Here is a 24,560-nt window from a genome sequence, read left to right as displayed (position 1 = left end):
TAGTAAATGCGCTCATGTTACTGACGCTTAAAGATAGATCACTATCGGGAAGCATGGGTTATTGCGAGCCGCGCGTCTGGGCATAACTTACTTTCTGGAGATAAGTCATGCCTGATTACGTACATTTTCTTACGTTTGGCCTGGTTGCGTTAGGAATGGTATTAACTCCCGGCCCAAACATGATCTATTTAATTTCTCGCTCCATTTGCCAGGGGAAACGTGCCGGGCTTATTTCCCTGAGTGGAATTGCGCTTGGCTTTGTATTTTATATGCTTTGCGCCGCACTGGGCATAACGGCATTTGTGCTTGCTATTCCTTATGCCTACGACTTACTTCGTTTTGGCGGCGCCGCTTACCTTCTTTATCTCGCCTGGTATGCTTTAAGGCCCGGTGGAAAATCCGCTTTTTGCGTTAAAGATTTGCCGATTGATACCCCTACCAAATTGTTCATGATGGGCTTCATTACTAACGTCGCTAATCCTAAAATCGCCATCATGTATTTGTCATTGCTTCCGCAGTTTATTCAACCGGGTCACGGCAGCCTTCTTGGTCAATCACTGGCGCTTGGATGTGTCCAGATAGCTATAAGCCTGATGGTAAATGGCATGATTGTCATGGTGGCAGGTTCAATAGCTGGTTTCCTTTCAGGTCGTCCTGCATGGATAAAAATACAACGTTGGTTAATGGGGACTGTACTGGCAGGGTTAGCCCTCAAGATTGCTTTCGAGGCAAAGAGATAGTGACAGCTTCCCACTGAAGAACGCACCACTCAATCATGAATGTCCTCATATCACCCATGAGGACAATCACCTAAACTGACCTGTGCCCGGTAGATCCATTCAGACTGTTATTAGCAACGTCCGCTTCTGGCACAAAGCGGACATTTTTACTTCACATCTGGCTGCGGTTATTTAACCCAGTCCTCCAGAATCAGATCCGGCAACGGCTCAAACTCTCTCACATTATTCGTCACCAGCACGGCACCGGTCGCGATGGCATGTCCGGCAATCGCCGTGTCATTCGGGCCAATTGGCGTGCCGGCGAGGCGCAGCGCAACCCGGATTTCCGTGGTGGCGTCCACTGCGGCGCGGTCCCAGGGCAGGACGGCATCGAGCCGGGCGCAGAATTCATCGACCAGCTGCATGTGACGGGGCGAGGCCTCCGTGCCGGTGACGCCGCACACGTTCCGGCACAGCTATGCCATGCACATGCTGCACGCCGGCATACCTCTCAAGATCCTGCAGACCCTGATGGGGCACAAATCCGTCAGCTCGACGGAGGTAAATACAAAAGTCTTTGCTCTGGATATCGCCGCACGCCACCGCGTTCGGTTTGAAATGCCGGGTGAAGAGGCTGTCGCCTTACTCAAGGGCATTCACAAGGGCTGACATACGTTAACGGCTCCCTGCGTCAGCGCGATCTATGACCTGTCAATGGACATAAGGCTCCATCTTTTATATCCGTACAGGCTCTTCTACAGAATTATATCTTTCCCGGGTCGGCTCAAAGCAAAGTTCTATTACACTTCCTGCGCGAGAATATTTCATGCTGTAGTAGCCAGGCGCAAAGCTCAAGGTTTCTCCTTCGATGACATCAGATCCGTCGGGTTCCAGATCGCCTCCGGACGTGTCCTCGCCTGCCCCGATAAAAACGTTGCCTGACGGGAAGTGCAAATTCAGTGCACCTGCTTCACCTTCAACAGATTCCGACACCTTAACGATGTAGTCACCATCAGCGCCCAACCCAAGAAAAGCGATGTTGCCCTTGTTCACTTCAAGGATCTCATTCTCCTCAATGGTCCACCAGTCAGGTGAATCAGGAACTCTGTGCTTAACCGCATCAATGTCAAATACTGAAAGCGTTGCAGTGTCAGTGAATACTGAGAATTCTTTTAACATACAGATCTCATTTAAATATTTACGAACTAATTATAATGGTCATGTACAACTGGCTCGCTCCTTACTGAGCAGCTCAATGTGTTAATCTCCAGTACACCAATCCTATCAGCGACTTACTCACACAGAAAAGGAAACTGTTCTGTATGGCCATGAAACTTGTCCGTAAGAAATCACCTCGGGGTGGTCTCATCCGCTGGCTGGACAAGGACGAAGAAACCGCCCTAAAGAACGTGTCCGGACGGCGGATTTTTACCCGGCGTGATCAGTACGTGCTGGCAGAAAAGATCCTCCTGGAAATGCGGCAAAGGGAAGCCTGGCTGCAGTGTGACTGTGTGCCGGGCGATTCGCCGGAGATGAATAGCGCTAACCTGATGCAGGGCACTGGTACTCTTTTTCTGGCCGGATTTAACCATGAGCATGCGCCTGACTGCGCGATGTTCCGTCCGTTCAATGGAGATACTGATGCTACATCTTCTGGAGCCCGTAAAACAGCAGGCAGCAAGCGCATCAGTTACCGAAGTTTTTTGCCGCCTGACGACTCCGAAACCAGGATTAAGTCTCCGGGGCGTCTGGTCGCTCCGGCAGGCGAGCGTACTCGCCGGACTCGACGTTCGCGTATTGCGCGCCTGCTGCTTTCGCTGATAGAGGATGCAGGACTTAACCGTCTGGCCACGCTACACCCCCTCCCAGTGATTGGAGTGATGGAATCCATTAATGCACTTCGGGCTGTCGCCGAAAATATCGAATTTATCCACGCTCGCAGACTCTCGGAGATTGTACGTTTTTCGCCAGCGATGAGTGAGAACGGCAAGGAAAAGCTAATGCAGGAACTGGAGCGTCCAGACACTCACTGGCCAGCAGGCAAAACGCGGATGTTCTTTCAGATTTTTATGTCCGATCAGGTAACCCGCGATGAAGTCTCGTTTTGTTGGCCGGGTGGAGAGCTGCAGTTTCGTCCGGAGCGCGGCGTAAGTATTAATGGCGAAGCGCAGGATGGTGCGCGCCCCCCCTACTGGGTCATTCTGGCATTTCGCCGGGGGATGCATGGCAGGGTTATCTGCAGCGAAGGATATGCACATGCCTTATTCCGCCGTGGATGTCCGGTACCAGTCGACAGCGGACTTGAGCGCACCACCATCGAAAGCTTGGCTGAAGTTGCGGGCTGGGTTGCAAAAAAACCGGATGCGCCGGCTCTGAGTCTGGAAAAACCGCTTTTTGATTTCGAAGTGACCCTAAACGGCGAAAGAGGGTTTGTTCTGCCGGATTTCATAGTTACAGCCAGTAAGCCGGGCGGAAAACATCATACTATGGTGATCGAAACTATGGGATATACCGACGATGATTACTGCGAGCGAAAGGCGGAACAGCACAAAGGCATGCGTGAGTTGGGTTTACTGCAGACTGATCCTCCCCGCTGGCCACAGGAACTGAATAAAACTTTCTCGAGACACGTTTTTGGCATCTTCATGAATCTTATCGATTAAGGGGTCAAGCCTCCGGTTCACAGCGCGCAGACCACGGGTGCATAGAGATTAGTCTGCCAGGATACTAGCGCTATCCAAGTTCAGTAAAGTAATACCTTCATCCATGCTGCCCACCTCTTCTCACCTTTCCCGTACAATGGTCGATGCAAAACAACATCAGCATCACTACGTGCTCGCGTTCTCTTAATGCTTACCAGTGAGTAAATTCAGCGAAACATAGGCTGATCATTCCGATGTAAATGGAGGCATTTTGCTTGCATCAGGATGATTACCATCATATTTCCTTCATTTGTCTCAATGAAAGCATAAACTGTAGCAAGCATATGCTTACTACAGTTTATGTCACGAGGTATGGCGAGTGAAATGAACCACAGGCTGAGAGGCATAAACTATAGCAAGTTACTATCTCGCTATAGTTTATGTTATTCAGTAGACCTAACTTCCTTTCCTAAACCTAAGCCACTTATTCATTAGCCACCGAGGTAAGCAAGCACTTACAAACGCTAGGAAATAAGCTATAGGGAGCAGAGGTACTTCTGGAATGTTGATACATAAGCTATAGTGAGGATTGTCACGTAATGATGAGTGAAACATAAACTATAGCGAGTAAATAGCAGCGAGAATCGGCTGACCGAAGGGCAGGGTTAGCAAAAGTGCTCGTCAAATAATATGTATAAGCTGTAGTGAGCACTGAACTCGTCGGTACTCACTGGCGATGAGAATTGAATAGGGGTTAATCGCTCACGCTTATTAGGTTACTTATTACGGAAGAGTTTTTCCAAGTCGTCCATGGTGATGCCAAGCTTTTCAAGAACCTGGAGCTTTTCGGTAAGCTCTTGATCGGGAGGGCTTGCTGGACTGCCAGTCAGCTTAGGATTCTCTTCGCTAGCGTCTTTAGGTGCTTTGAGCTTGGGACGACGATAATGTACGTTAAACAGCACGCTGCGTCCGCGCTGCATCTCGGTATAATCAAGGTAGCCAATCTCTTTGAGCTGCTGCATAGCCCGGCGAACGGTCTGATTTTGTGAAAATACTGGTGATTTCAGGCTCAGTCTTGCTCTTAAGCGTGCCAGCGATATGGGGGCAGGATCTTTTGGCAGACTCTCTATAAAGGTATATAGCGCCTGAGCAGACTCGCGGCGCTTCAACGCGTTTATAGCCTTAAGCTGAAGAAGTACTTTTTTATCAAACTCATAAAGTTCGAATAACCGCGGATCCGCCTGAAGAACCACGATATCACGTTCGGTATCATAGAACGCGGACTGTACCAGATGAGTTATATACTCTTTTGTATGCTTTTCAGTCGTGCGGGAAAATGATATTACCGTGCCTGCTATACGCTTGAGTGAGGGGCTGATGCGCTCCCTGAGCTTGCGTGAGGACTGGCTTGATGGGATCCCACAGAGTTTGGCAAATTCAACAAATGATAGCTGAACCTTATCGCCTATCACTTTATGTTTGGCAAAGGAGTGGATAATACCGACCCAAGTTTTAAAGTCATTATCCATATCCAGCCTCGGACCTGTGATCTCGACTTTGTCGAAACCCTCCGCTTTGGCCAAGGACAAACGCGTCAGCTCTTCGGTCGCATCAGTTTTTGATAACGTATTATTTTTACTATTTTTCAGTGACTTGAGTGTTGGAACGAAAACACCAAGTCGCATTAGCGCGACTGGCTGAACCGTATTGTTAGAATTTGGGGTGAGGGTAATAAGTTCACCAGTAGACTTATCCATCTCTTCAAACAGGGTTTTAAGATCTTTATTTTCGTTTTCCAAGACGAGCTCCAGATCTGTGGATCGTTGAGCAACGAAATCTTTCTGATGTAATAAAACACATCGTAGCTCAATGAAAAATAGAGTGGTTTTTAGATACAAGTTATACAGCCGCTTACCGCTGCTATCTGACTATAGCTTATATTGTTTACTGTCTACAGCATAGAGTTATCTCCTTGTAGTTTATATGGTGCTTGTCACAGCTTATCTTCTTCTCTTTATAGCTTATGACAATCACCTCCCAGCCCAGTACTGGCGCGGCTCTCAGCGATCGGGGATCTATTTGGATCTTATAGTGGATCTACTTAGGATCATTATTGTTTGGATCTACCCGGTGGATAAGTGGATAACGTCATAGAGTTACAGTATTTTTTTTAATCTTCTTTGGTCTTATCCAATGGTAAAACAGAGGATCTGCTTTTTGATCAAACTATGCTCAGCCTCAGATTATCTGCGCACAATTAGCTGCACTAACTATTTCACCCTGCAACTAATTCCGGAACTCGATCACCAATAGCCTTACCTTATATAACTACGTTCTGTTTGACCGGTTTCAGGTCACTCTTCTAGGCAGCTTTTTTCTTTTAATCCTGAATGTTTGATCGAGCCAATCTGAAAACCTCGCTCACCAATCCCAATGAGAGCAAACATCTGATCTTTACGCTAAAATTTTGGGTTAAATGTTTACTTTGTTTCTTGTGTGTAGCATTCTTGATTAAATTCATTAATCCTGCATAAAGGGAACTTTTGATGAACAACTCATCACAGTTACTTAAAGTAGCGCAACGTTCTGAAAAAATGCTCATTGGTCTGACAGAACAGATTCGGGCTCAGAAGGAAGAATTGCAAGAAAACGTTTACTATCAAGTATATGCGAAAGCAGCATTGGCTAAACTGCCAAAGCTCACCAGAGCAAACGTGGATTACGCAGTAAATGAAATGGAAGAAAAAGGCTATGTCTTTGATAAACGACCAGCCGGGACATCCTCCAAATATGCAATGTCCATTCAGAACATTATCGATATTTATCATCACCGCGGAGTCCCGAAATACAGGGACAGACATCAGGAAGCATTTACCGTTTTTGTAGGGAATTTAAAAGGTGGGGTTTCAAAAACCGTATCCACCGTTTCTCTGGCACATGCCCTACGTACGCATCCTCATTTGCTCTTTGAAGATCTGCGGATTCTAGTTATTGATTTGGATCCCCAGTCATCTGCAACGATGTTTTTAAACCATACGCAGGCTGTTGGCATAGTCGAAACTACCGCAGCGCAGGCAATGCTGCAGAATGTAACGCGGGAAGAACTGCTTAATGAGTTTATCGTATCTTCTATTGTCCCGGGAGTGGATGTTCTCCCTGCTTCCATCGACGATGCGTTTATAGCATCAGCATGGACAGAACTATGTGCTCAACATCTACCTGCTCAGAACGAGCATGCTGTCCTGAAAGAAAATCTAATAGCTAAGCTCAAGAACGATTATGATTTCATTTTCATCGATAGCGGACCTCACCTTGATGCCTTTTTGAAAAATGCGATTGCCGCAGCGGATTTACTTCTGACTCCTGTACCACCTGCACAGGTAGATTTTCACTCGACACTGAAGTATCTGACCCGTCTACCTGAACTGGTGGATATCATCAGCGAATCAGGTTATCCATGTCACCTTGTTGGCAACATTGGTTTCATGTCCAAGCTTTCTAATAAACCAGACCATAAATTGTGCCACAGCCTTGCGAAAGAAATTTTTGGCGGTGACATGCTGGATGTCGCCCTACCCCGTCTCGACGGTTTTGAGAGATGTGGAGAGTCTTTTGATACTGTCATATCTGCTAACCCATCGACGTATATTGGCAGCAATGAAGCTCTGAGAAATGCCAGATTGGCGGCAGAAGATTTTGCAAAAGCTGTATTTGATCGCATTGAATTTATCCGAGCGAATTGAGGGACTTATGAGCACAAAAAGAGCAACTATTGGTCGGACATTTAATCCATCGGCAATAACCAGTAACTTATCAGACAGCGCGCTTGAGCAAATCTTTACCCTTTCAACTGGACGGAAAGCCGTCTTCACTTTGGAAACCATTCCTGCAAATGAAGTAGAAGGCAAGACGTACGTACTGCAGGAAACAAATGGTCGCGATCAATCTAGTCTGACCCCTGAATCACTGAAAGACATTACATCTACCCTTAGATTGCAGCAGTTCTTCCCGTGCATTGGCATTAAACGTGAAGAAGGCATTGAGATCATCGATGGTTCCAGACGGCGAGCATCTGCCATCCTTTGCCATACAGCGTTGAATATTATGGTGACAAAGTCCCCTATCTCCGCTGATGAAGCGCGGAAACTGGCTAGAGATATCCAGACTGCCAAGGAGCACAATATCCGTGAGATTGGATTACGTCTTTTAACGCTCAAAAACACGGGCATGAGCCAGAAAGATATTGCCAGGTTGGAAGGATTGTCGGAAGCAAAAGTTACGCGCGCTATTCAGGCTGCATCTGTATCAGCTTTGTTAGTTTCGATATTCCCGGTTCAGTCGGAACTAGGATTTACAGATTACAAGGCGTTAGGTGCGCTGGAAGAAATGCTTAAGGGTAAAGACCTTTCTATTGAGGCCTTGCTCGAAACAACTGCACCAGAAATTAATATCATCCTGGCTGATGCCTCGCTTGCTGAAGACGAAGTTAAAAACAGGATTATCAAGATCCTAACCCGTGAAACCGCAGCTATGGCTTCTCTTAAAGGCAAAGACAAAGCGGTTGTAACGAACCTGTGGTCTTTCCCGGACAAAGACCGATTTGCCAGAAAGCGTAATAAAGGGCGCATGTTTGTTTACGAATTCAATCGATTATCGAAAGAACTGCAAGACGAGATCGATGAAGCTGTAGCGAAAGCTCTTCAAAAACATCTTTCTAATGATGCGTAAAGGTGATTCTTCGCCAGTGAAATTACGTATTTAATTGTCTGATTTAAAATGTTTTTTCTTCATAATTTCACTCTGAAATCGCCACAATTTCATTATGTCTTTCCCAAACCGAGCCCGGATTTTCCGGGCTTGCCAAATCCTTCAAAGACGAAATAAAGCCTGCCCAATTGTTTGTGGTTTTCAGTCTTAGTTTTGTTTTTTAGCGGATACTTAGGCGAAGCTTCTCACCATCGGCGTCCGCAGAATGGTAACGGAACGGGCTGCGGATGACATGTAACGCAGAACATAGCTGTAGCTCTCTGGACTCATAATGTGTCTGCAAAATGGGAATTCATTATTCACGCAATCGTACCAGCATGTATTTTTTTACTGTAGGTCATGAAAAATAGCCTTGTCGAGGCTCAACTTGGCCGCCAGTTTTCCGGCCGCAGACTTTCGTCTTACATCTGACGTATATGCTTCAGCTCTGCGGGAAAAGTATCTTCTTATTTCTTGCGTCATTAAGAGAATATAGCGTGCGAAATCCCCTGCTTACGAAAGACATACGACGCCCGGTTGCCCAGTTCAGCCTGCTGTGGGTGAAGAGAATTTGCTCTATGGTGAATCGTATTTTTTCATTGCCACAACTTCTGTTCAGTGAAATATGGATAATGTTGAAATCTTTTTCTGAACGGCACAGGATTTTGGGGCAGAGTCAATTAGGTGAGAGCGCAGTATGGGAAAAACTGAAGAAGTAGAAGAAATATATATCTGGTGACAATAGAACTTAACGCTGAGTGGGAATACATGAGATTAACCGCTTGCTTAAACCCTACTGCCGCGCCCGGAATCCTCCGGGCTTGCCCAACCCGTCATACCCGGACTGAAAGGCCTGTCCGGCTGCACCGGGTTACCGGTTGTGGCCTGTGCGGTTAATCAGATCGGAGCTTCGCACGGCGTCCTGCCGTGCTTGTGTGAGCAGGGTGCCGGAACCACCTGGCTTATCCAATCCGGGCCAGGGGGATCTCTTTCCAGCGTGTGGTGTAGGCAGGACTGAGCATTTCCCGTTTCATTTTCCACTGCGGGGCGATGCCACGGCCGGCAAACCACACCTGACCGAGGCCGGACTGGTTTATGCCGTCCAGAACGTTCATCAGTTCCTGACTGTAGGGGCGGGGCGGCTGCTCATCGAACAGGGACAGCTGGGCCACGCCGGTGGCGGTAAAGTCATTCAGCATGACACCGGCTTTGGCATACCGGTGGCCATCTCGCCAGATACGCTCCAGACCGCGCATGGCGGCCGCAATGATATCGCGGGTGTCCTGGGTGGACGTCACCAGCTTTTCAACCGCCACGTTACCGTAGTAAGGCTCTGAAGCAGCATAGGGTGAGGTCTTGATGAACACTGAGATATGCCGGCAGTACTGACGCTCTGTGCGCAGTTTCTCAGCTGCGCGCTCTGCATACTGGCAGACAGCCTGCCGCATGTCTTCGGGGGTGACAATTCTCTCCCCGAAAGAACGGGAGCAGACAATCTGCTGCTTCGCCGGTGGCGCTTCCTCAAGCGGAATACAGGATTCGCCGTTGAGTTCCCGCACGGTGCGCTCAAGCACCACACTGAAATTCTTCCGGATGAAGGCCGGGTTTGTGCGGGCCAGCTGCAGGGCCGTGGTGATCCCCATTGTGTTCAGGGGGCGGGCAATACGGCTGCCGACGCCCCAGAGCTCCTGAACAGGCTGCAGGGCGAGCAGTTTTTCCGTCCGGGCGGGGTTGCCCGGTGTCAGCGCCAGGACGCCCCGGAAAGCGGGCCATTCCTTGGAGGCCCACTGCGCGGATTTGGCCAGCGTTTTGGTCGGTCCCATCCCGACGCCAATGGTGAGCCGGGTGCAGGCCTGAACGTGCGCGCGCAGCTGCGCCCCGAACGTTTCATAGCTGATGGCCGTTTCCAGCCCCCGCAGATCGAGAAACATCTCGTCGATGGAGTACTGCTCAACGCGTGGCGCCATCTCCTCGAGGCAGGACATGACCCGGTTACTCATACTCGCGTAAAGCTCATAGTTACTTGAAAATACGTGTATTTTCTCTGCGAAGGTTTGTTCGCGGATTTTAAACCACGGATCGCCCATTTTTATGCCCAGGCGTTTTGCTTCCGGAGACCGGGCGATGCAGCATCCGTCATTGTTCGACAGCACCACCACCGGGCAGCCCTTCAGGTCGGGGCGAAAGACCTTCTCGCAGGAGGCATAAAATGAGTTGACGTCAGCTAGTCCAAACACTTCATCACCTCGCGGGTGCGGTGGATGATGTGGGTGACCACGCCGAAAATCTGCAGCTCATCCGGATCGGGATAAATGGGCGGAAAAGCCGGGTTCATGGGCTGCAGACACAGTTTCGGCCGTGTCTGCAGCCGCTTTACGGTAAATTCCGACCCCATACCGGCCACGACGATATCGCCGTGCTCCGGCTTCATGGCACTGTCGACAACCAGCAGGTCCCCGTTAAAGAGGAAACCATCCCGCATGCTGTCGCCGTGGGCGCGCAGGTAGTAGGTCGCGCTGCGGTGCCGTATGCAGTACTCATTGAGATCCAGCTCCTGTTCCACATAGTCCTGGGCGGGAGACGGAAAACCACACGGCACCATCTCCAGAAACAGCGGCAGAGCCAGGGCCTGCGCGCTTTCGGTCGGGGTCAGCATTATCAGATCCATAACGCCACTCCTTGTTATAAATATACTGTATGTATAAACAGTATATTTACCGGTTTACGAAATGCGCAAGGTGAATTGCCGTCCGGCGCGCCAGCGTGCTGTTAAACGGACAAAAATAAATCACATGGATAATAAAGAGCACATTAATATACTCATATTGAGTATTTACTATTGCGTTTTGATTGATGGTGATTATGATATTCTCAAATTGAGCACAATAAAGGATGCAATAAATGAATATCAACTGTGACGACGGTTCCACCAACGTTAAACTGGCCTGGTTTGATGCTGACGGCCTGAAGACGCACCTGTCTGCCAACTCATTCCGTCATGGCTGGAAAGTGGCCGATTTTGGCGCAAACGCGTTCAACTACCAGATTGGTACCCTGAAATATACCTGGGACAGCGTCAGCCGTGACGTCATGCCGACCACCAATGTGGAATACCAGTATGGCGATCTTAACCTGCTGGCTGTTCACCATGCACTGCTGAACAGCGGTCTGGCGCCCCAGGACGTGACGGTGACAGTAACCCTCCCGCTGAGTGAATATTACGATCAGGACTGCCAGAAGAACGAAACCAACATCCGCCGTAAGCGTGAGAACCTGCTGCGCGACATTACGGTGAACAAGCGGGAACGCTTTGTCATCACCGACGTCATTGTCATGCCTGAATCCCTGCCGGCGGCCTACACCCGGTTGTCGGAGCTGAAGCCCGGCGTATCCGAGACCACGCTCATCATCGATCTGGGAGGCACCACGCTGGATGCCGGTGTGATTGTGGGGCAGTTTGATGACATCAGCGCCGTGCAGGGTAACCCTTCAGTCGGGGTGTCGATGGTCACGCGGGCGGCCCGGGCAGCGCTGCGCGCAGCAGACAGTGAAACCAGCCCCCTGGTGGCTGACAGCGTGGTCCGTCACCGGAAAGATCGTGCATTTCTGAACCGCATCATTAATGATGGGAGCAGGATTGATTATGTTACTGACAAAATTGAAGAAGCTATCGACACCCTGAGTGCCAAAGTGGTCAGCGAACTGGCCGGCTACCGGAATGTGAACCGCATTTTCCTGGTCGGCGGCGGGGCTGAACTGATTGAACCTGCTGTACGCCGGGCATGGCCGCTGGCCGCTGAGCGTATTGAAGTGATCAGCGATCCGCAGATGGCGCTCGCAAGGGAGATAGCCCGTTATCAACGTGAGGGCTGACCGTGCCTGCAGGCAAATACTCCTTTTATCTCCACACTGACGACCGCACTGACATGCTGGCCGCCGGCACGCTGGAAACCATATCACAGCCGCTGCGGGGAGATTTTCTCCGCACCGCCGCTGCTGCCGGCAGCGTGCTGTATCACGCCGATAACCGTCTCCCCGCTCTGGTGACAGAGCTTTTTGACGGAAGGCTGCGCTATGGTCAGCTGGCCAGTCTGCTGGCGGCGTTATCGGGGGAGTATCAGACCGGTGCAGCACCGGAGCCGGAGGGACTGCCTGCCGTGACGGGATCGCCGGCTGACTGTAGCGGTAATGCTGCCCGCAGACGTTTCACGCTTCAGCTGACGGATTCTCAGGAATCCCGGCGCGTTGCTGACCTGCTGGAAGGCACCACCTCCCGGCAGCGTGGCGTGCTGCTGCGTAACCTGATCATTGCCGGTTTCGCCCTGCACACGCTCGATGCCCGCCTCCCGCGCCTGCTGACCAGTATGCCGGTTCCGCCGGACAGCATTCCTGCGCTCCGGGCGCTCACCGGGCAGATTGCCGGTGTGACCGAGCCCGCTCATGACACTCGTTCAGAGCCTGTGAAGCCTGCCGGCAGGGCTGACGTCAGCGATGCGCAGCCGGCAGCACCGGCGTCAGCTGTCCGTGACAATATGAAAAAACTCTTTTAACAGGTGGCATGATGGGACGTATTAAACAGAAAGCGGAAGGCGTGACGACGGACCTGCTGCGCCGCGCAGGTGTTCCGGAACAGCAGCTGCACGCCCGGATGCGTAAAACCGGTCGCGGATTTCTGCTGGCCAGTATCCTCTTCCTCATCCCGCTGGTTGCCCTGGACAATGTGCCGGTCGCCGTAAAGGTGGGGCTGCAGATATGCTACGGTCTGATGGTTATCGCGGGCGTCCTGCTGGCGTTTGACGAAGAAAAGCAGCCCCGTCGGTGATAGAAGACCTGTTCCCCTGAACCCGCTCCGGCGGGTTTTTTTATGCGTTTACACGGGCCTGCGGTCCGGTCGCTTCACTGTGCCAGCTGAAAAGCCTCTGTTACCGGAGTTTTAACGATCGGCGCAGACTGGGATTCGGCAGAGTTGGCGTTTTATCGAGTGGCAACAGAGGGCATAAAAAAACCGCCTGACGGCGGCCTCATAAAGTAAAAAACCCGCTCAAGGCGGGTTTTTTACTCTGTAACCTGTGATGCTTCGCGGGCATCCGGAGTACAGCGTGGAGAAATTCTTCTTTTAGCGAGTTAATTATACGTCTTATGACCTACCCATTGCAAATGAGCATTCTATAAGCAGCATTTACCGTTTATAATGCGTCAGCTAATGAAGTAAAACTACGTGGAACCGCCTCTGAACGCAGCCCGATCAAGCTCTTCAAAACTGAATTTGGTAGTGAACAGTACCGGAACTGTCGGCAAGCAGGCAGCTAAGGTATAGCCCTCTTTCGGTTTCGCACCCGGAAGCCTGGGCGGCAGCGTGGTGAAATTCTTCTTTTAGCGAAGTGAATGGCATAGCCGGATTGGGCGGATTAGAGGAAAGGGGACTGCCTAGTAACCTACGCGCCACAGAGATGGAGGTGCGGGGAATGATTGAGCTGATTATCGCTATTCTGACCTTAATTGTTGCTGTACTGCAATTGATCAACTGGTTCCTTTAATGGTGCCGGAGTCTGTGAAGGTGAAAACTTGAACGGGCAAAACTGAAAGGTTTATAGCCGTCCCCAGGGGCGGCTTTTTTCGTTATTAAGCTTAGTTCGGCAGAACAGGGGGGCCCAAAGATGGCAGAGAGACGAAAAAAACCGCCTGGTGGCGGTTTTACAAGATACCCTTTGAGGTGGTCTAACTAATCGTTACCGATCTTTGCCGAATCGATCAGCGCCTGAGCATTGTCTAAAGCGCTTTTTTTCAGAAAATCGCGCGGCGTTTCATTTACTTTGCTGGCAGCCTTACCCATTTTCTCAGCCTGAATAACCCCTAACCCAATTTTATACTGATGGCCTGGGATGGTTTTCTCAAATTTTTTAGCCACTTACATCACCCTCGTTGATTTTTTTTGCACGAAGTTCCGCATTCTTACGGACAAATTTGTTAACTGAAACCGGTTTGGCTGAAAATGCACTGGCGATTTCTCTGCCTTTATCGAGAATCTCTGCCTCTTTTTTTGTGAAAGATACGTACTGCGTTCTTTCCATTTTAAACTGTTCTGCCATTTCTGTGCCTGCATGAAAGGTAAGTGGGGTTGGTGTATATAGGGCCATTTGAATAAAATTCAATTCCCGGCACTTTAAAATCACTGTTAGGCAGTACAAACGCTACGCGATCGACGCGGTAAAGCGCCCTTAACCCGTTCCCTCCGTGTTCGCCGGGCGGGGTTCCCGGTGAATGCGGAGGCCGCCGGCGCGGGCGGCAGGGAGCCCGCTGCCAGTGCAGCGCGCTGGCCACCGCTTCAGTGCCTGAAGGACGTCGCTGCGCTCCACCTCTCTGCCACTGTCCGTCCTGACGTCCGGCCCGTGGCGGGCAGAAAGTGCCGTGCCCTCACGGTAGCCGGGCTGGCTCGCCGGCAAGGGTTCGCTGTCGCCGTCATGCTCGCCCGTTCCCCGCCGTGCGCGGGACATTCAGTCCGCTCCGGCGGCGCGTGCGGCCTGCGCTGACGCCCCTGCCTTCTCGCCCGGACGCCCGTCTGTGTGGAGGTCACGGCACCACAGGGGTGCCCCTACAGACTGAGGAGCAGAACATGTCCCGATTCATGCAGGGCGACAGCGTGCAGCTGATGGCCACCTTTCCGGATTCCAGCATCGATTTCATTCTCACCGATCCGCCGTACCTCGTCGGGTTTAAGGACCGGTCCGGCCGTTCGATCGCGGGCGACGTGAGCGACGAGTGGGTACGCCCGGCCAGTCAGGAGATGTTCCGCGTCCTGAAAAACAACAGCCTGGCCGTGAGCTTTTACGGCTGGAACCGCGTGGACACTTTCATGCAGGCATGGAAAGCCGCCGGCTTCCGGGTGGTCGGTCATCTGGTCTTCACCAAATCCTATGCCTCGAAGTCGGCGTTTGTGGGCTATCAGCACGAAAGCGCCTACGTGCTGGCGAAGGGCCGCCCGGCACTGCCGCAGAACCCGCTCCCGGACGTGATGCCCTGGGAATACACCGGCAACCGCCATCACCCGACAGAAAAGCCCGTCAGCATCCTGCGTCCGCTCATCGAGAGCTTCACACGCCCCGGCGATCTGGTGCTCGATCCGTTCGCGGGCAGCGGCTCAACCTGCGTGGCCGCTGACCAGTGTGGCCGGCGATGGATTGGCATCGAGCTGCTGCCGCAGTACCACGCCGCCGCGCTGCGACGGATCGGGGAGCAACGCGCCCGGTTGCGTCCCGTTGCCGCCTGATATCCGCCCCCCCACATACACGACGGGCGGCACTGTCGCCCGCAGAACCGAATCAGGAAGAGAAAAATCATGATGTACGGCACCCGTAAAGAACTGAATAAAAAACTGAAACGCGCCTTTGGTGACAATGAAAAATTTGCCCTGCTGGTCTGGACCCGTGAAACCATCGTCGGCGCGGCAGAGGACATGACGGAACAGGAAGCGGAAAGCATTCTTGAGCAGATCGGCAGCACCGGCGGCGGCGATCATGCGGAAGAGGGGATTTCTTTTGCCACGGTGCTGGAACTGCTGGCCGGTCTGCGCTCCGCACCGGCGGGGCAGGGCGCTGCTGACACGGCCACGCCGCCGGGTGACTTCATAACGCAGGTGGCGGGTATCGAGGAGGCGCTTTATGAGCTTCATCTGCGGCTGTGGAATCTGACAAAAGACAATCTGTACCGGGATGCGTCCCCGGCACAGAAAATGGCGGGGATGCTGACGGAACACATAGACATGCAGCTACTGGAGGTTTACCGGCGGGCCGCCGAAATGCGTAAGCATCTGGCATAGCAGTGAGGGGAGGTGGCTGATTTATGACCACCTCCTTTTTTTCACTGCCGGCGCGGGCGGCGGGCCGTTATCCACAGGTTAATGCCCGGTCTGTGCAGCCCGGCAGTGGAAAAGGCCGTCGCTGCGCTCCTCCATACCAGGCCGCGCCGTGGCGCGTCCGGAGCTCCCCGCCGTGCCTTCACTGTACCCCGGCGGTCCTGGCCTGCAAGGGTTCGCTTCGCCGTCATCCTCGCCCGTTCCCCGGCATTCGCGGGGCATTCAGCCCGCTCATCCCGGCGCATGCGGCCTGCGGTGTCGCCCCTGCATGCCGGACTGATCACCGGGGTGTCGTGCCGGCACGGCGCAACGGGCGCCGGCACCACAGGAGACGGAAACGTGAACGAAATCATTAACGATCTGACCCTCAGCCAGATGATGGATCTGCTCTGCCATATCCTTCGCTGCCCCGGTACGCACCGCCATCCCGGCAGTTATCTCCAGCCGCAGGGGGCTGTCTGCCTGATGATGGAGAGTCCGGGTGAAACGGTCTGCCTCTGGATGCTGAACGGGTGGCCGGACGCGGTGACTGTCCCTGAAAGCGGTTTTGTGTATGTCACCGGTGCACGCCCGTAACGGATGACCGGGCAGTAATACCAGGTGACCGCCGGCGCGGTCGCCTGTTCTGCAATAAGGCGGTCGTTGCACTCCGCATTCACTGGCCCGGCTCACCGGGCCGGGGCTTCAGTCCGTGCCGCAACGGCAATTGCCGACCTTGATGACTAACTATCCAGGAATGTGCAATTACAATTGCTGAGTTATTGACCCTCTACCATCTGCAAAATTTACTGTTGCATGGACACCATTAAGGATAGAGACCTGGGGAGGTACATGACCTATATCCACATCGTAAAGCACCGTGACAGGAAGATCACTGAGCGAAGCCCTGAGTGCATCAACATAGTTATGCTTTGTGGTGTCATCTGCATCCGGGGCTGCGCTCCTTCCAATTAAAATACCATTCAGATTATTGAACCAACCCTGTAAGCGCAGACTGAATAATGCTCTCGTCATTTCACATGGTCCCATCTCAACATTCTCAAAATAAAGAATTACACCTTCATCTTTGTACCGCTCTTTAAACGTCTGAATATCGCCGAAAGGTGTACCCGCTAATCTGGATATTATCTCAAGGCAACCTCCTATCATTCTTCCCTTGAAACGGACTGAAGATGCCACATCATTGAGATTTTTCCATACTGTACGTTGCGTCAGATTAAACGGAGCATCGCCGGAAGTTCCCCACTGATTTTCTTCATTTTGATAAGCTTCCGATGAGCATTGTTCAATTATCTGTCGCTTTTCTGCCTCCAGAATGTCCCACACTGCCTTTGTCGTGGAATCCGGATTGCTGGCACCAAGATCCATAAGGTTTGGGCCATGTAAGGTCGCCCAGCCAGATAGCGTGACTAAAGGTAAATGCAGAGTGCTCAGATCAGAAAATCCAACGAACCACTTCGGGTCTGTTTTGCGTAGCAGTTCGAAATCCATCAACTCAAGTAGCTCAATAGCTAAGTCACCTCCCCATGGCGGCATAACCGCCTGTACATCGGGGTCAGTCAGGCAGGCCATTAATTCCTTTGCGCGTGTGACTTTGCACGCGCTTTTATTCTTGTGTTGCGAGCGAAGGCATTCGCCCTCCCGGACTCTGAAGCCTCTCTTCTTAAGATTATTAATGGCATGTTCCAGCCGTGTATGCAGGTGCTGCGGTACTCCTGAGGAGGGAGCCGTAACAGCAATCAGGTCCCCGGGAGCCAGCCTGCGGGGAATACGGGTCATCATATTGAAGTCCATGTGTCAGGTTTAAATCGATAGTCCATAAATATGTGCACATTGCCAACCCCCCAGTTTATGACCTGATCAGGCTTCTGACTTCGTTGCGCTGAAAACCACTGACGAAAGGTGCGGTTTACGGCATTTGCCGTGCCTCTACTTTAGCCCGAACGCTCAGGATGCAAGGGCTTCATCCTCGCCCGGTCGCAGTGTTACGAATGACTGAGTGGCGTCTTCCCGTCGTTATCCCGCTCATTTTTCGCGGGATAACCGTCCAGCCACCCCTCGCTTTTTATCTGCGCTGCGGCCTGCGGTGCTTCCCTTGCATCCTTCGCTCGAAGTCGGGCTGACGTGTCGGCACGGCAAAAGCCGGATCTGTACACCACTTTAACGACGGAGGATGTGATGAATACAAAGGCAATGCATACAGAGGCGGTTCTGCTCAGGGGCGCACAACGACTGACATTTTTACCGGCCCTTTTCGGACGGGATTTCGTGATGAGCGAGTCCTCAGTCTATGGCTACGCCACGAAATACATTGATAACTATCAGGGCGGGAGCTGGGAATTTTACCGCCTGCCGGGTGGCGGCGGCTTTATGGTGCCGGAGATGGATTCCGCGTTTTTCAGCAACCCGCATAACGGCTTTGAGTGCGAACTCAGCGCGGAGGCGGCGGGGATCATCATTACCGCTCTGGTGCTCAGTCACCGGACGTTTGTTCATCACCACCACGATCAGGAGGAGTTGTGTCACCTCTTCTGCCAGCGTTACGGCCAGCTGATGGCCTGGGTTGAAACCCACTTTGAGGCAGACTATATCTTCCGCGCGCTGGACTGACAAAACCGGGGGCGTGAGCGCCCCCTTACCGTGCCCTTTGCGGCGTCCGGCGACGGTCTGGCCGCGCGCAAAAGCCTCTGCAGCCCTGCGGGCTGCCGGGAAGGGAGGCCCCGCGCCTGCGGCGCAGCGCCTCCCTGTCCCGAGCCTCTCTTCCGGCAAAAAAAGTCTGGCCATCTTCAGCAAAAAGATTTTCATCCTGCGGGTGCGGGTGCGGGTGCGGGTGCGGGTGCGGGTGCGGGTGCGGGTGCGGGTGAACGAGAAAGTGAAGTTGTGCAGCAACTGCGCGGGTAAAAACCGGACACCGGAAAAACAAAAGAGGATACGGAACAGGCCACCTTCGGCTCCCCGTCCGTACCGGCCGGGTCGTCGGCCCTGCTCCGACTGTCGCCCGCAGGCGGGCTCCGGTCTCCGGCCGAACCCCTGCGGGTTTCGGGCTTCGCCAGGGTCCGATGGAGAAGGTCAGGGGCACCGCCTGCTGCGACCGTACCGGTCGCGCCGCGTCCACCGCCCCGGCGTTGCCGGTGCTTTAAAGTCGCCACGTCGTTCCGCCGTGTCGGGTGCGCGCATTCTCTCAGCGTGGTGATGCCACCCCCTTGCCGGCACTCACGCGGAGGGCTGTCTGTAGCACCGTCATCCGCCTGCCCGCAAGGGCCGCGCCCCTGGCGCTGTCGTCTGCACCCGTTCGCACTCGCCGAAAATCCGGCTCGCTTGCGCTGCGGCTTTGCCGACACCCGTGCGTGCATTCGTCTGCCGTCGCTCCCTTGCCCTTTGCCGCGAGAGTACCAGCCAGGGAGATGGAGTAACCATCACCACAGGAGAAAACCAGAATGCGCACACGAAACGTCAACGGCAAGACCGCCGGAGGAGAAACCGCCGGAAGATGTGATCAAAACATGCAGGAAGACATCGCTTTACAGGCGAAGGCGCTGATCGCCCGGTATCGCCGGTTACAGGACGGCGTGACCGTCTTTACCGCACGGGCATCATCACGCGGGGATGTACAGGTCGAGATACGCCAGTTTGGCCGCCTTGTCTGGCATGCATGGTCTTTTGAGCCGGCGTTTCTGGCCACGCTTGAAAACCGGCTGCGCGATGTGCAGCGAAACCACGACTGATTAAGCGCCGTGACCGGAGGGGGATATCCGGCCACGGCATAACCACCACCGCAACTGAAGAGGTAACAATAATGGTCACCACCCATACTACGGCGAAACCCGCCACACGCAAAGCCCGTACGAAAAAAGCCGCCGCCGCGCCGGCAGCCGTTGAGGCCGCCCTGCAACAGGCACCCGTGGAATACGTGCCGTATTCCCGCCTGACCCGTTCGGACTATAACGTCCGCATCGTGCCCCATACCGACGAGGAAATCGCCGGGTATGCCGCCAGCATTAAGGCGCTGGGGTTCCTGCATAACCTGGTCGTTGTCGACCATCCGGACGGCCTGCTCGGTGTGGTGTGCGGCAGCGGGCGCACCCGCGCGACGGGTGTACTCGTCGCGGAAGGCTTCACCGGGGCTGATGAGCCGTTCGTCCCGGTCAAACGTATCCCGGCGCATCTGGCGGTCGCGGCCTCGATGGCTGAAAACGAAAAAAGCCGCAAAATGCACCCGGCAGAGCAGGTGACCGGGTTCCGCAGGATGGCAGAGCAGGGATCCACCCCGGCGCAGATCGGCGATCTCTTTGGCTTCACTGCCCGTCACGTCCAGCGCATCCTCAGCCTGGCGAATCTCGCCCCGGCGCTGATTGAGGAACTGATGCACGACCGCATTACCCTGGAGCTGTGTCAGGTGATGACACTTGAACATGATCATGCCCGCCAGGTGGACATCTGGAACAGTGCGAAAGAGGCTTTTGGTAGCGGTATGCCGTCGGCAGGGTGGCTGAAGGGGCAGGTGAACAGCATCAAAATGGACATGGCTTCTGCCGCGTTCCGGTTCGTCGGGGAGGACGCCTACGTGGCGGCCGGAGGGGTGGTTGATCGTGACCTGTTCAGTGACGAAGGCCAGGGGTTTGCTGATCGCCTCCTGACGCAGCGGCTGCTGCTCGACAAACTGGCTGCCGAGGCGGCGCGACTTCAGCGCGAAGAGGGCTGGGCATGGAGTGAAAGCCGGATGGATGAAATCACGCTCCGTGATGCACAGACCCTGCGCGTGTGTCTGCCTGAGCCTGAACTGACTGACGAGGAAAGGGCCACGGTGGTCGGTCTTGAGCAGAAGTTACTGGAGAGCGAAACCGAAGAGGACGAAAACGCGCTTCAGCAGCGTATCGAGGATATTGAGAGTGCGGCGCGCGCGCGACTTTTCACCCCGGCCTATAAGGCGGCACACGGCGTGGTGGTCTCCTTTGAATCCGGCGGCTTCTGCATTCAGCGTGGCGTAAAACGCGTCGAGCCTGCTCAGGAAAACGGGGCTGAAGAAGACGAACTCCCGGCAACAGACCCTGCGACAGACCGCGTGATCACCATCAGAACCCCCGGCATCCCGGCAGATGCCTTCTCCGAGAAACTGGTCCGGGCCATGTCCTCCGAACGTACCCTGGCGGTGCAGGCTGCACTGTCCGGCAGACCGCATGTGGCGCTGGCCCTGCTGACCTGGACGCTCTGCCGTAACGTCTTCGGCAGGATCGGGGGCAGGGTTCAGGCTCCCCTCGGTGTCAGCATCCGCGACTGCACCTGGTCCCTCACGTCAGATGCGCCGTCAGGTAAGCAGGGCGCTGGCTGGCGCGTGATGCAGGACATGAAGGGGGCGCTGCTGCTGACCCTGCCGCCGCTGTGGGAAACGGATTTTCGCACCATGCTGGATCTCTCCACAGAGCAGCTTCATACCCTCCTGAGCTACTGCGTGGCATCCGGTATCAACGGGGTGCAGGAACGGCAGTACGGACGCACCGGCGACAGCAGTCTGGAGACCCTTGAATCCGCGCTGGACTTCGACCTGCGCGACTGGTGGCAGCCGGATGCGGACTACTTTGGCAGCATCAGCAAGGATCAGATCGGCGACGCGCTGGCAGAGGCCGGGCATCAGGACCGCGCCCGCGAGGCGATGAAGCTGAAAAAAGGCGAGGCCGCGAAGCTGGCTGCCGCCACCCTCGCGGAAACCCGCTGGGTGCCGGACTGGATGACCCGCCCGCAGCCGGATGTTCCGGCGACGCTGAACGACACCGCTGACGACACTGCTGACCACAACGCCGCATAACCAGGAGACGGTTGCCCCGCCGGGGCAACCGGGAAAACGACCATGAGCATGAAATATACCCCCGCAGTCCTCAACAGCATGATCCCCGCGGAGCTGGAAGCCGTCCGGGAAAGTGGTGATGAAGAACGTCGCCAGCTGAGCGACGCCGTGATGAACACCATCCCGGTTCCGCCAGGCTGGCGCGTGAATGCCGAATACCGCGGTGAGTTCGGCGGCCAGTTTCCTGTCCAGTTGCGCTTCGCCCCGGACCGGTCGGACCGTTACTTTCTCTGCCTGTGCAGCCCCGGTGAAATGCTCCCGGCCTGGACACTGTTCCTGCTGGCGGCAGACGGGGGGCTGGTAAGGATCCTGTCGCAGCGCGACAGGCATGACCCGGTGGCCGTCAGCGCCCTGCTGGCGCAGGTTGCCGGACTGCACCGTTTTAACTGCTCTGCGGCCACCATCGCTGAACTGATGAATGCGGAGGTGATGTCATGATCCCCGCCAGTCTCGCGCTCGTTACCCTGAACCCGGCACGCCAGGCTGCGCTGCAGGCGGTGGCAGAGGTCGAGCTGCGCCGCGAGAACCGCAGGCGCCTGCCGGAAGACAACCCGCATGCACGCGCATTCATGCGCCTGCTGACCGGCGAAAGTCGTCTCAGCAGCCGCACCGCTCAGGCCATTCCGGGGCTGGGCTGGGATCCGCACGTTAAAATCTGGTCCCTGCGCAGGCTTGAGGAGGCGCTCGAAGTCCTGCTGGTCAGCCGGGGTGAGCACTGCCACTCGCCGCTGCCGGCAACGGTGCAGGAATGTCTGTTCCCGGACGTGGTGTTCCGGAATGCATCCCGGAAGGATCAGCGCGGGAAACTGCATCTGCATAAAGCGATCCGGCGTGAAAATAAATGCCTCTGCCGGGAGGAAATTCTGCACCAGAGTCTGGTCGCGCAGGCCCGGACAGAGCTGAACTTCCGGTCACCGGAGAACGTGGGGGCGTGGTACACGCGCTGGTCTGATGAATTGCGTGAGTACGAGCTGGCGGAACAGTTCTGGCAGTGGCAGAAACGTTTTTCGTCTCTGGCAGAGCTGGAATGGCACCGGCATGAACCGCTCTGGTCAGTACTGAACGTGCTGAGGGATGTGGTGAGCGGTATGAGCGCCTGTGAAAAGGCTGCTGATCGCTGGCAGGTGCCGGACAAGCTGAGCCACGCAGGATAAGGGCTGCAGACACTATGACGGGTGACGCCGGGGCCTGGAAGTCAGTATCAGTGGCAAGGACAAGGACAAGGGCAAGGGGAAGGGCAGGGACTGGCCACCTTCGGCTCCCCGTCCGTACCGGCCGGGTCGTCGGCCCTGCTCCGACTGTCGCCCGCAGGCGGGCGCCGGTCTCCGCCGAACCCCTGCGGGTTTCGGGCTGCCGCCAGGGTCCGATGGAGAAGGTCAGGGGCACCGCCTGCTGCGACCGGTCCGGTCGCGCCGCGTCCACCGCCCCGGCGCTGCCGGGGCTTTAAAGTCGCCACGCCGTTCCGCCGTGTCGGGTGTGTGCATTCTGTCAGCGCGTTGATGCCCGTCTCCCTGGCCGTTCTTCGCGGAGGGCTGGCTGTAGCACCGTCGGGTCGTCATCCAGGGGGTGAAATGCACTCCGCCAAAACTTTTTGCGAACGGCCGCAAAAACTTTTGTCTCCGCCCCCTTCCTTCCTCCCTTCGCCGTCGCTCCTTTGCCCTTGCCGCGATGAACTCACCAGGGAGATGGACTTAACCATCAACGAGGAGAAATAAAGAATGCACACACAAAACGTCAACGTCAGAACCGCCACGATTAAATCTTCCAGGAAGATGGGGGGCGAAAACCGTCCTGTTTATGCCTCAGCTGAGTGGTGGGAGAGTGCCCTGCGCAGCGATGGCTTCGTCAGAAACCTCAATTCTTCAGGTGAGCATGACGTCATCTCTGTGAAGTCACTCCTTGACGCTTTTTCAAAGGCTGCCAGCAAGGGGTGTGGACAGCATCATGAAATTTATGAGTTTTTCTTTCTGGACAGGGCGTGCTCATACGCGAATTCACTGCCGCTGTCACACCGCCCGGCCTTCTACGATGCCGCAGCGGCGTCAGGTTTCAATATTTCTGACGATGCGTATGACAGAAGTGAGCGGGCATTTGAAGCGAAGCTGGAAGAGATTAACGAAGAAAACTACTGATTCGCTCTGCATTACCACGCTGCCCGTCCGGGCAGCAGATACACAACGAAATGGCGGCTACAGGCTGCCACCAGGAGGAAAAATGTCAGCACTTGAAGCAGCACTCAGACCCACCGAAATGGCTTTCTTTCAGGTATCGCGGTCGCGCATCTGGGCTTACGCGGTGCAGTCAGGCGGGGAATGGCGTTCGGCATTCGGCGGCCAGACCCTGGCACAGATGCGCGAGGAGATGCCCGATATGGAGCTGATCCCCACCGTGGATGCACTGAAACGTGAGAATGACGGTTACCGGCAGCCCTGGTGCGAAATCAGCGAGGCGCGGTACATCGACCAGCTGGAGGTGCTGCCGCCGATGGACTGGCACCGCAGCGGTGAGTGTGAGTCGTTCAAGTCTTCGGAACGGTATGGCGGGGATGTGACCAGCATTTTTGCCCGCTTCCGTGGGCGCTTCTTCGAGTGCCGCGATCTGGACACGCTGACGCCGGAGCAGATCAGAGAAAGTCTCGTCAGCACGCTTTTTGCCGGGGATTCAGCGAATTCCGGGCATTAAAAAAGCAGGGCAAAGCCCTGCTTAATCAACGGGCAGCACGGTCAAGGTGCCGCCCTCATCAAAAACCAGGAGGTAGT

General features: G+C 54.5%; 24 protein-coding genes, 2 pseudogenes and 1 riboswitch. Of the genes and pseudogenes, 18 read left to right on the top strand and 8 right to left on the bottom strand.

All coding sequences use genetic code 11. The annotated features are described in order from the left end of the window. Window positions 1–6 precede the first annotated feature (6 nt). Window positions 7–89: riboswitch (ZMP/ZTP riboswitch) on the top strand. An 18-nt stretch (window positions 90–107) separates the two neighbouring features. Further along, window positions 108–740 (top strand): LysE family translocator, encoded by a 633-nt coding sequence (locus tag BWI95_RS22520; RefSeq protein WP_054804294.1) that lies wholly within the window; start codon window positions 108–110, stop codon window positions 738–740. Window positions 741–907: 167 nt separating this feature from the next. Here BWI95_RS22520 and BWI95_RS22515 read toward each other — a convergent pair. Next, window positions 908–1,177, bottom strand: a pseudogene (locus BWI95_RS22515) (type II toxin-antitoxin system VapC family toxin); the annotation flags it as partial. Here BWI95_RS22515 and BWI95_RS22510 point away from each other — a divergent pair. Continuing rightward, window positions 1,161–1,388, top strand: a pseudogene (locus BWI95_RS22510) (tyrosine-type recombinase/integrase); the annotation flags it as partial. The pseudogenes BWI95_RS22515 and BWI95_RS22510 overlap by 17 nt on opposite strands. A 66-nt stretch (window positions 1,389–1,454) precedes the next feature. Here the strand turns inward: BWI95_RS22510 and BWI95_RS22505 are convergent. Continuing rightward, on the bottom strand, window positions 1,455–1,898 hold the full coding sequence (locus BWI95_RS22505; protein ID WP_054804292.1) for a DUF6386 family protein: 444 nt from the start codon (window positions 1,896–1,898) through the stop codon (window positions 1,455–1,457). A 143-nt stretch (window positions 1,899–2,041) separates the two neighbouring features. Between BWI95_RS22505 and BWI95_RS22500 the strand changes: the two genes are divergently transcribed. Then, a complete protein-coding gene (locus BWI95_RS22500) occupies window positions 2,042–3,382 on the top strand; it encodes a hypothetical protein (protein WP_054804291.1) in 1,341 nt (446 codons plus the stop codon). 755 nt (window positions 3,383–4,137) lie between these two features. On the opposite strand, the gene BWI95_RS22495 is transcribed toward BWI95_RS22500, so the two are convergent. After that, entirely contained in the window at window positions 4,138–5,118 is a 981-nt protein-coding gene (locus tag BWI95_RS22495) for a RepB family plasmid replication initiator protein (protein ID WP_076770408.1), read from the bottom strand. 789 nt (window positions 5,119–5,907) lie between these two features. Here BWI95_RS22495 and BWI95_RS22490 point away from each other — a divergent pair. Then, window positions 5,908–7,104 (top strand): AAA family ATPase, encoded by a 1,197-nt coding sequence (locus BWI95_RS22490; protein ID WP_415859164.1) that lies wholly within the window; start codon window positions 5,908–5,910, stop codon window positions 7,102–7,104. A 7-nt stretch (window positions 7,105–7,111) separates the two neighbouring features. Beyond that, window positions 7,112–8,089 carry a ParB family protein gene (locus BWI95_RS22485; protein WP_054804289.1) on the top strand — a complete coding sequence of 326 codons (978 nt, stop codon included), beginning with the start codon at window positions 7,112–7,114 and terminating at the stop codon, window positions 8,087–8,089. Window positions 8,090–9,069: 980 nt separating this feature from the next. Here BWI95_RS22485 and umuC read toward each other — a convergent pair. Both umuC and umuD read right to left on the bottom strand, forming a co-directional pair. After that, on the bottom strand, window positions 9,070–10,344 hold the full coding sequence (gene umuC, locus BWI95_RS22480) for a translesion error-prone DNA polymerase V subunit UmuC (RefSeq protein ID WP_054804288.1): 1,275 nt from the start codon (window positions 10,342–10,344) through the stop codon (window positions 9,070–9,072). Next, a complete protein-coding gene (umuD, locus tag BWI95_RS22475; RefSeq protein ID WP_054804287.1) occupies window positions 10,332–10,775 on the bottom strand; it encodes a translesion error-prone DNA polymerase V autoproteolytic subunit in 444 nt (147 codons plus the stop codon). The genes umuC and umuD overlap by 13 nt, the downstream gene beginning before the upstream one ends. A 233-nt stretch (window positions 10,776–11,008) precedes the next feature. Between umuD and parM the strand changes: the two genes are divergently transcribed. Genes parM through BWI95_RS22460 form a run of 3 tightly spaced genes read left to right on the top strand, consistent with a single transcriptional unit; the run spans window position 11,009 to window position 12,929 of the window. Then, entirely contained in the window at window positions 11,009–11,980 is a 972-nt protein-coding gene (parM, locus tag BWI95_RS22470; protein WP_054804286.1) for a plasmid segregation protein ParM domain-containing protein, read from the top strand. 2 nt (window positions 11,981–11,982) lie between these two features. Then, window positions 11,983–12,657: a plasmid partitioning/stability family protein gene (locus BWI95_RS22465; RefSeq protein WP_076770395.1), complete on the top strand. Its 675-nt coding sequence runs from the start codon at window positions 11,983–11,985 to the stop codon at window positions 12,655–12,657. An 8-nt stretch (window positions 12,658–12,665) separates the two neighbouring features. Continuing rightward, window positions 12,666–12,929: a hypothetical protein gene (locus BWI95_RS22460; RefSeq protein ID WP_232374497.1), complete on the top strand. Its 264-nt coding sequence runs from the start codon at window positions 12,666–12,668 to the stop codon at window positions 12,927–12,929. A 900-nt stretch (window positions 12,930–13,829) separates the two neighbouring features. Here BWI95_RS22460 and BWI95_RS22455 read toward each other — a convergent pair. Beyond that, entirely contained in the window at window positions 13,830–14,015 is a 186-nt protein-coding gene (locus tag BWI95_RS22455) for a hypothetical protein (protein WP_156884963.1), read from the bottom strand. Further along, the gene (locus tag BWI95_RS23480; RefSeq protein ID WP_054804285.1) at window positions 14,008–14,196 is read right to left on the bottom strand and encodes a hypothetical protein; all 189 of its coding nucleotides are present in this window, start codon (window positions 14,194–14,196) and stop codon (window positions 14,008–14,010) included. The genes BWI95_RS22455 and BWI95_RS23480 overlap by 8 nt, the downstream gene beginning before the upstream one ends. A 524-nt stretch (window positions 14,197–14,720) precedes the next feature. Here BWI95_RS23480 and BWI95_RS22445 point away from each other — a divergent pair. From BWI95_RS22445 to BWI95_RS22430, 3 genes are all read left to right on the top strand, one after another. Next, window positions 14,721–15,374 carry a DNA methyltransferase gene (locus BWI95_RS22445; RefSeq protein ID WP_054804680.1) on the top strand — a complete coding sequence of 218 codons (654 nt, stop codon included), beginning with the start codon at window positions 14,721–14,723 and terminating at the stop codon, window positions 15,372–15,374. A gap of 69 nt (window positions 15,375–15,443) precedes the next feature. After that, window positions 15,444–15,923, top strand: coding sequence for a DUF1380 family protein (locus tag BWI95_RS23865; protein WP_232374496.1), 480 nt, complete (start codon window positions 15,444–15,446; stop codon window positions 15,921–15,923). 375 nt (window positions 15,924–16,298) lie between these two features. Further along, entirely contained in the window at window positions 16,299–16,535 is a 237-nt protein-coding gene (locus tag BWI95_RS22430) for a hypothetical protein (protein ID WP_054804681.1), read from the top strand. 168 nt (window positions 16,536–16,703) lie between these two features. Here the strand turns inward: BWI95_RS22430 and BWI95_RS22425 are convergent, their stop codons facing one another. Further along, window positions 16,704–17,741 (bottom strand): S66 family peptidase, encoded by a 1,038-nt coding sequence (locus tag BWI95_RS22425; RefSeq protein WP_076770392.1) that lies wholly within the window; start codon window positions 17,739–17,741, stop codon window positions 16,704–16,706. Window positions 17,742–18,137: 396 nt separating this feature from the next. On the opposite strand from BWI95_RS22425, the gene BWI95_RS22420 reads away from it, so the two are divergent. From BWI95_RS22420 to BWI95_RS22390, 7 genes are all read left to right on the top strand, one after another. After that, window positions 18,138–18,569, top strand: a complete 432-nt coding sequence (locus BWI95_RS22420; protein ID WP_076770391.1) for an antirestriction protein — start codon at window positions 18,138–18,140, stop codon at window positions 18,567–18,569. 827 nt (window positions 18,570–19,396) lie between these two features. Beyond that, the gene (locus BWI95_RS22415) at window positions 19,397–19,684 is read left to right on the top strand and encodes a hypothetical protein (RefSeq protein ID WP_076770390.1); all 288 of its coding nucleotides are present in this window, start codon (window positions 19,397–19,399) and stop codon (window positions 19,682–19,684) included. Between the two features lie 71 nt (window positions 19,685–19,755). Beyond that, complete coding sequence (locus BWI95_RS22410; protein WP_076770389.1) at window positions 19,756–21,762, top strand: ParB/RepB/Spo0J family partition protein; 2,007 nt, start codon at window positions 19,756–19,758, stop codon at window positions 21,760–21,762. Between the two features lie 42 nt (window positions 21,763–21,804). Next, the gene (gene psiB / locus BWI95_RS22405; RefSeq protein WP_054804686.1) at window positions 21,805–22,239 is read left to right on the top strand and encodes a conjugation system SOS inhibitor PsiB; all 435 of its coding nucleotides are present in this window, start codon (window positions 21,805–21,807) and stop codon (window positions 22,237–22,239) included. Beyond that, a complete protein-coding gene (locus BWI95_RS22400) occupies window positions 22,236–22,955 on the top strand; it encodes a plasmid SOS inhibition protein A (protein WP_054804687.1) in 720 nt (239 codons plus the stop codon). The genes psiB and BWI95_RS22400 overlap by 4 nt, the downstream gene beginning before the upstream one ends. 564 nt (window positions 22,956–23,519) lie before the next feature. Beyond that, window positions 23,520–23,933 carry a hypothetical protein gene (locus BWI95_RS22395; protein WP_054804691.1) on the top strand — a complete coding sequence of 138 codons (414 nt, stop codon included), beginning with the start codon at window positions 23,520–23,522 and terminating at the stop codon, window positions 23,931–23,933. An 82-nt stretch (window positions 23,934–24,015) separates the two neighbouring features. Beyond that, window positions 24,016–24,483: a DUF1419 domain-containing protein gene (locus BWI95_RS22390; protein ID WP_156884962.1), complete on the top strand. Its 468-nt coding sequence runs from the start codon at window positions 24,016–24,018 to the stop codon at window positions 24,481–24,483. Window positions 24,484–24,560 lie beyond the last annotated feature (77 nt).

The organism is Kosakonia cowanii JCM 10956 = DSM 18146, assembly GCF_001975225.1.
Taxonomy (GTDB): Bacteria; Pseudomonadota; Gammaproteobacteria; order Enterobacterales; family Enterobacteriaceae; genus Kosakonia; species Kosakonia cowanii.
The sequence above is the reverse complement of the archived record's forward strand: the minus strand, read 5'-3'. Positions and strand labels throughout refer to the sequence as shown.

Coding starts and splice junctions, on each gene's coding strand:
- BWI95_RS22520 (WP_054804294.1), top strand. CDS start 108: ATGCCTGATTACGTACATTTTCTTACGTTTGGCCTGGTTGCGTTAGGA.
- BWI95_RS22505 (WP_054804292.1), bottom strand. CDS start 1,898: ATGTTAAAAGAATTCTCAGTATTCACTGACACTGCAACGCTTTCAGTA.
- BWI95_RS22500 (WP_054804291.1), top strand. CDS start 2,042: ATGGCCATGAAACTTGTCCGTAAGAAATCACCTCGGGGTGGTCTCATC.
- BWI95_RS22495 (WP_076770408.1), bottom strand. CDS start 5,118: ATGGATAAGTCTACTGGTGAACTTATTACCCTCACCCCAAATTCTAAC.
- BWI95_RS22490 (WP_415859164.1), top strand. CDS start 5,908: ATGAACAACTCATCACAGTTACTTAAAGTAGCGCAACGTTCTGAAAAA.
- BWI95_RS22485 (WP_054804289.1), top strand. CDS start 7,112: ATGAGCACAAAAAGAGCAACTATTGGTCGGACATTTAATCCATCGGCA.
- umuD (WP_054804287.1), bottom strand. CDS start 10,775: ATGGATCTGATAATGCTGACCCCGACCGAAAGCGCGCAGGCCCTGGCT.
- parM (WP_054804286.1), top strand. CDS start 11,009: ATGAATATCAACTGTGACGACGGTTCCACCAACGTTAAACTGGCCTGG.
- BWI95_RS22460 (WP_232374497.1), top strand. CDS start 12,666: ATGATGGGACGTATTAAACAGAAAGCGGAAGGCGTGACGACGGACCTG.
- BWI95_RS23480 (WP_054804285.1), bottom strand. CDS start 14,196: ATGGCAGAACAGTTTAAAATGGAAAGAACGCAGTACGTATCTTTCACA.
- BWI95_RS22445 (WP_054804680.1), top strand. CDS start 14,721: ATGTCCCGATTCATGCAGGGCGACAGCGTGCAGCTGATGGCCACCTTT.
- BWI95_RS23865 (WP_232374496.1), top strand. CDS start 15,444: ATGATGTACGGCACCCGTAAAGAACTGAATAAAAAACTGAAACGCGCC.
- BWI95_RS22425 (WP_076770392.1), bottom strand. CDS start 17,741: ATGATGACCCGTATTCCCCGCAGGCTGGCTCCCGGGGACCTGATTGCT.
- BWI95_RS22420 (WP_076770391.1), top strand. CDS start 18,138: ATGAATACAAAGGCAATGCATACAGAGGCGGTTCTGCTCAGGGGCGCA.
- BWI95_RS22415 (WP_076770390.1), top strand. CDS start 19,397: ATGCGCACACGAAACGTCAACGGCAAGACCGCCGGAGGAGAAACCGCC.
- BWI95_RS22410 (WP_076770389.1), top strand. CDS start 19,756: ATGGTCACCACCCATACTACGGCGAAACCCGCCACACGCAAAGCCCGT.
- psiB (WP_054804686.1), top strand. CDS start 21,805: ATGAGCATGAAATATACCCCCGCAGTCCTCAACAGCATGATCCCCGCG.
- BWI95_RS22400 (WP_054804687.1), top strand. CDS start 22,236: ATGATCCCCGCCAGTCTCGCGCTCGTTACCCTGAACCCGGCACGCCAG.
- BWI95_RS22395 (WP_054804691.1), top strand. CDS start 23,520: ATGCACACACAAAACGTCAACGTCAGAACCGCCACGATTAAATCTTCC.
- BWI95_RS22390 (WP_156884962.1), top strand. CDS start 24,016: ATGTCAGCACTTGAAGCAGCACTCAGACCCACCGAAATGGCTTTCTTT.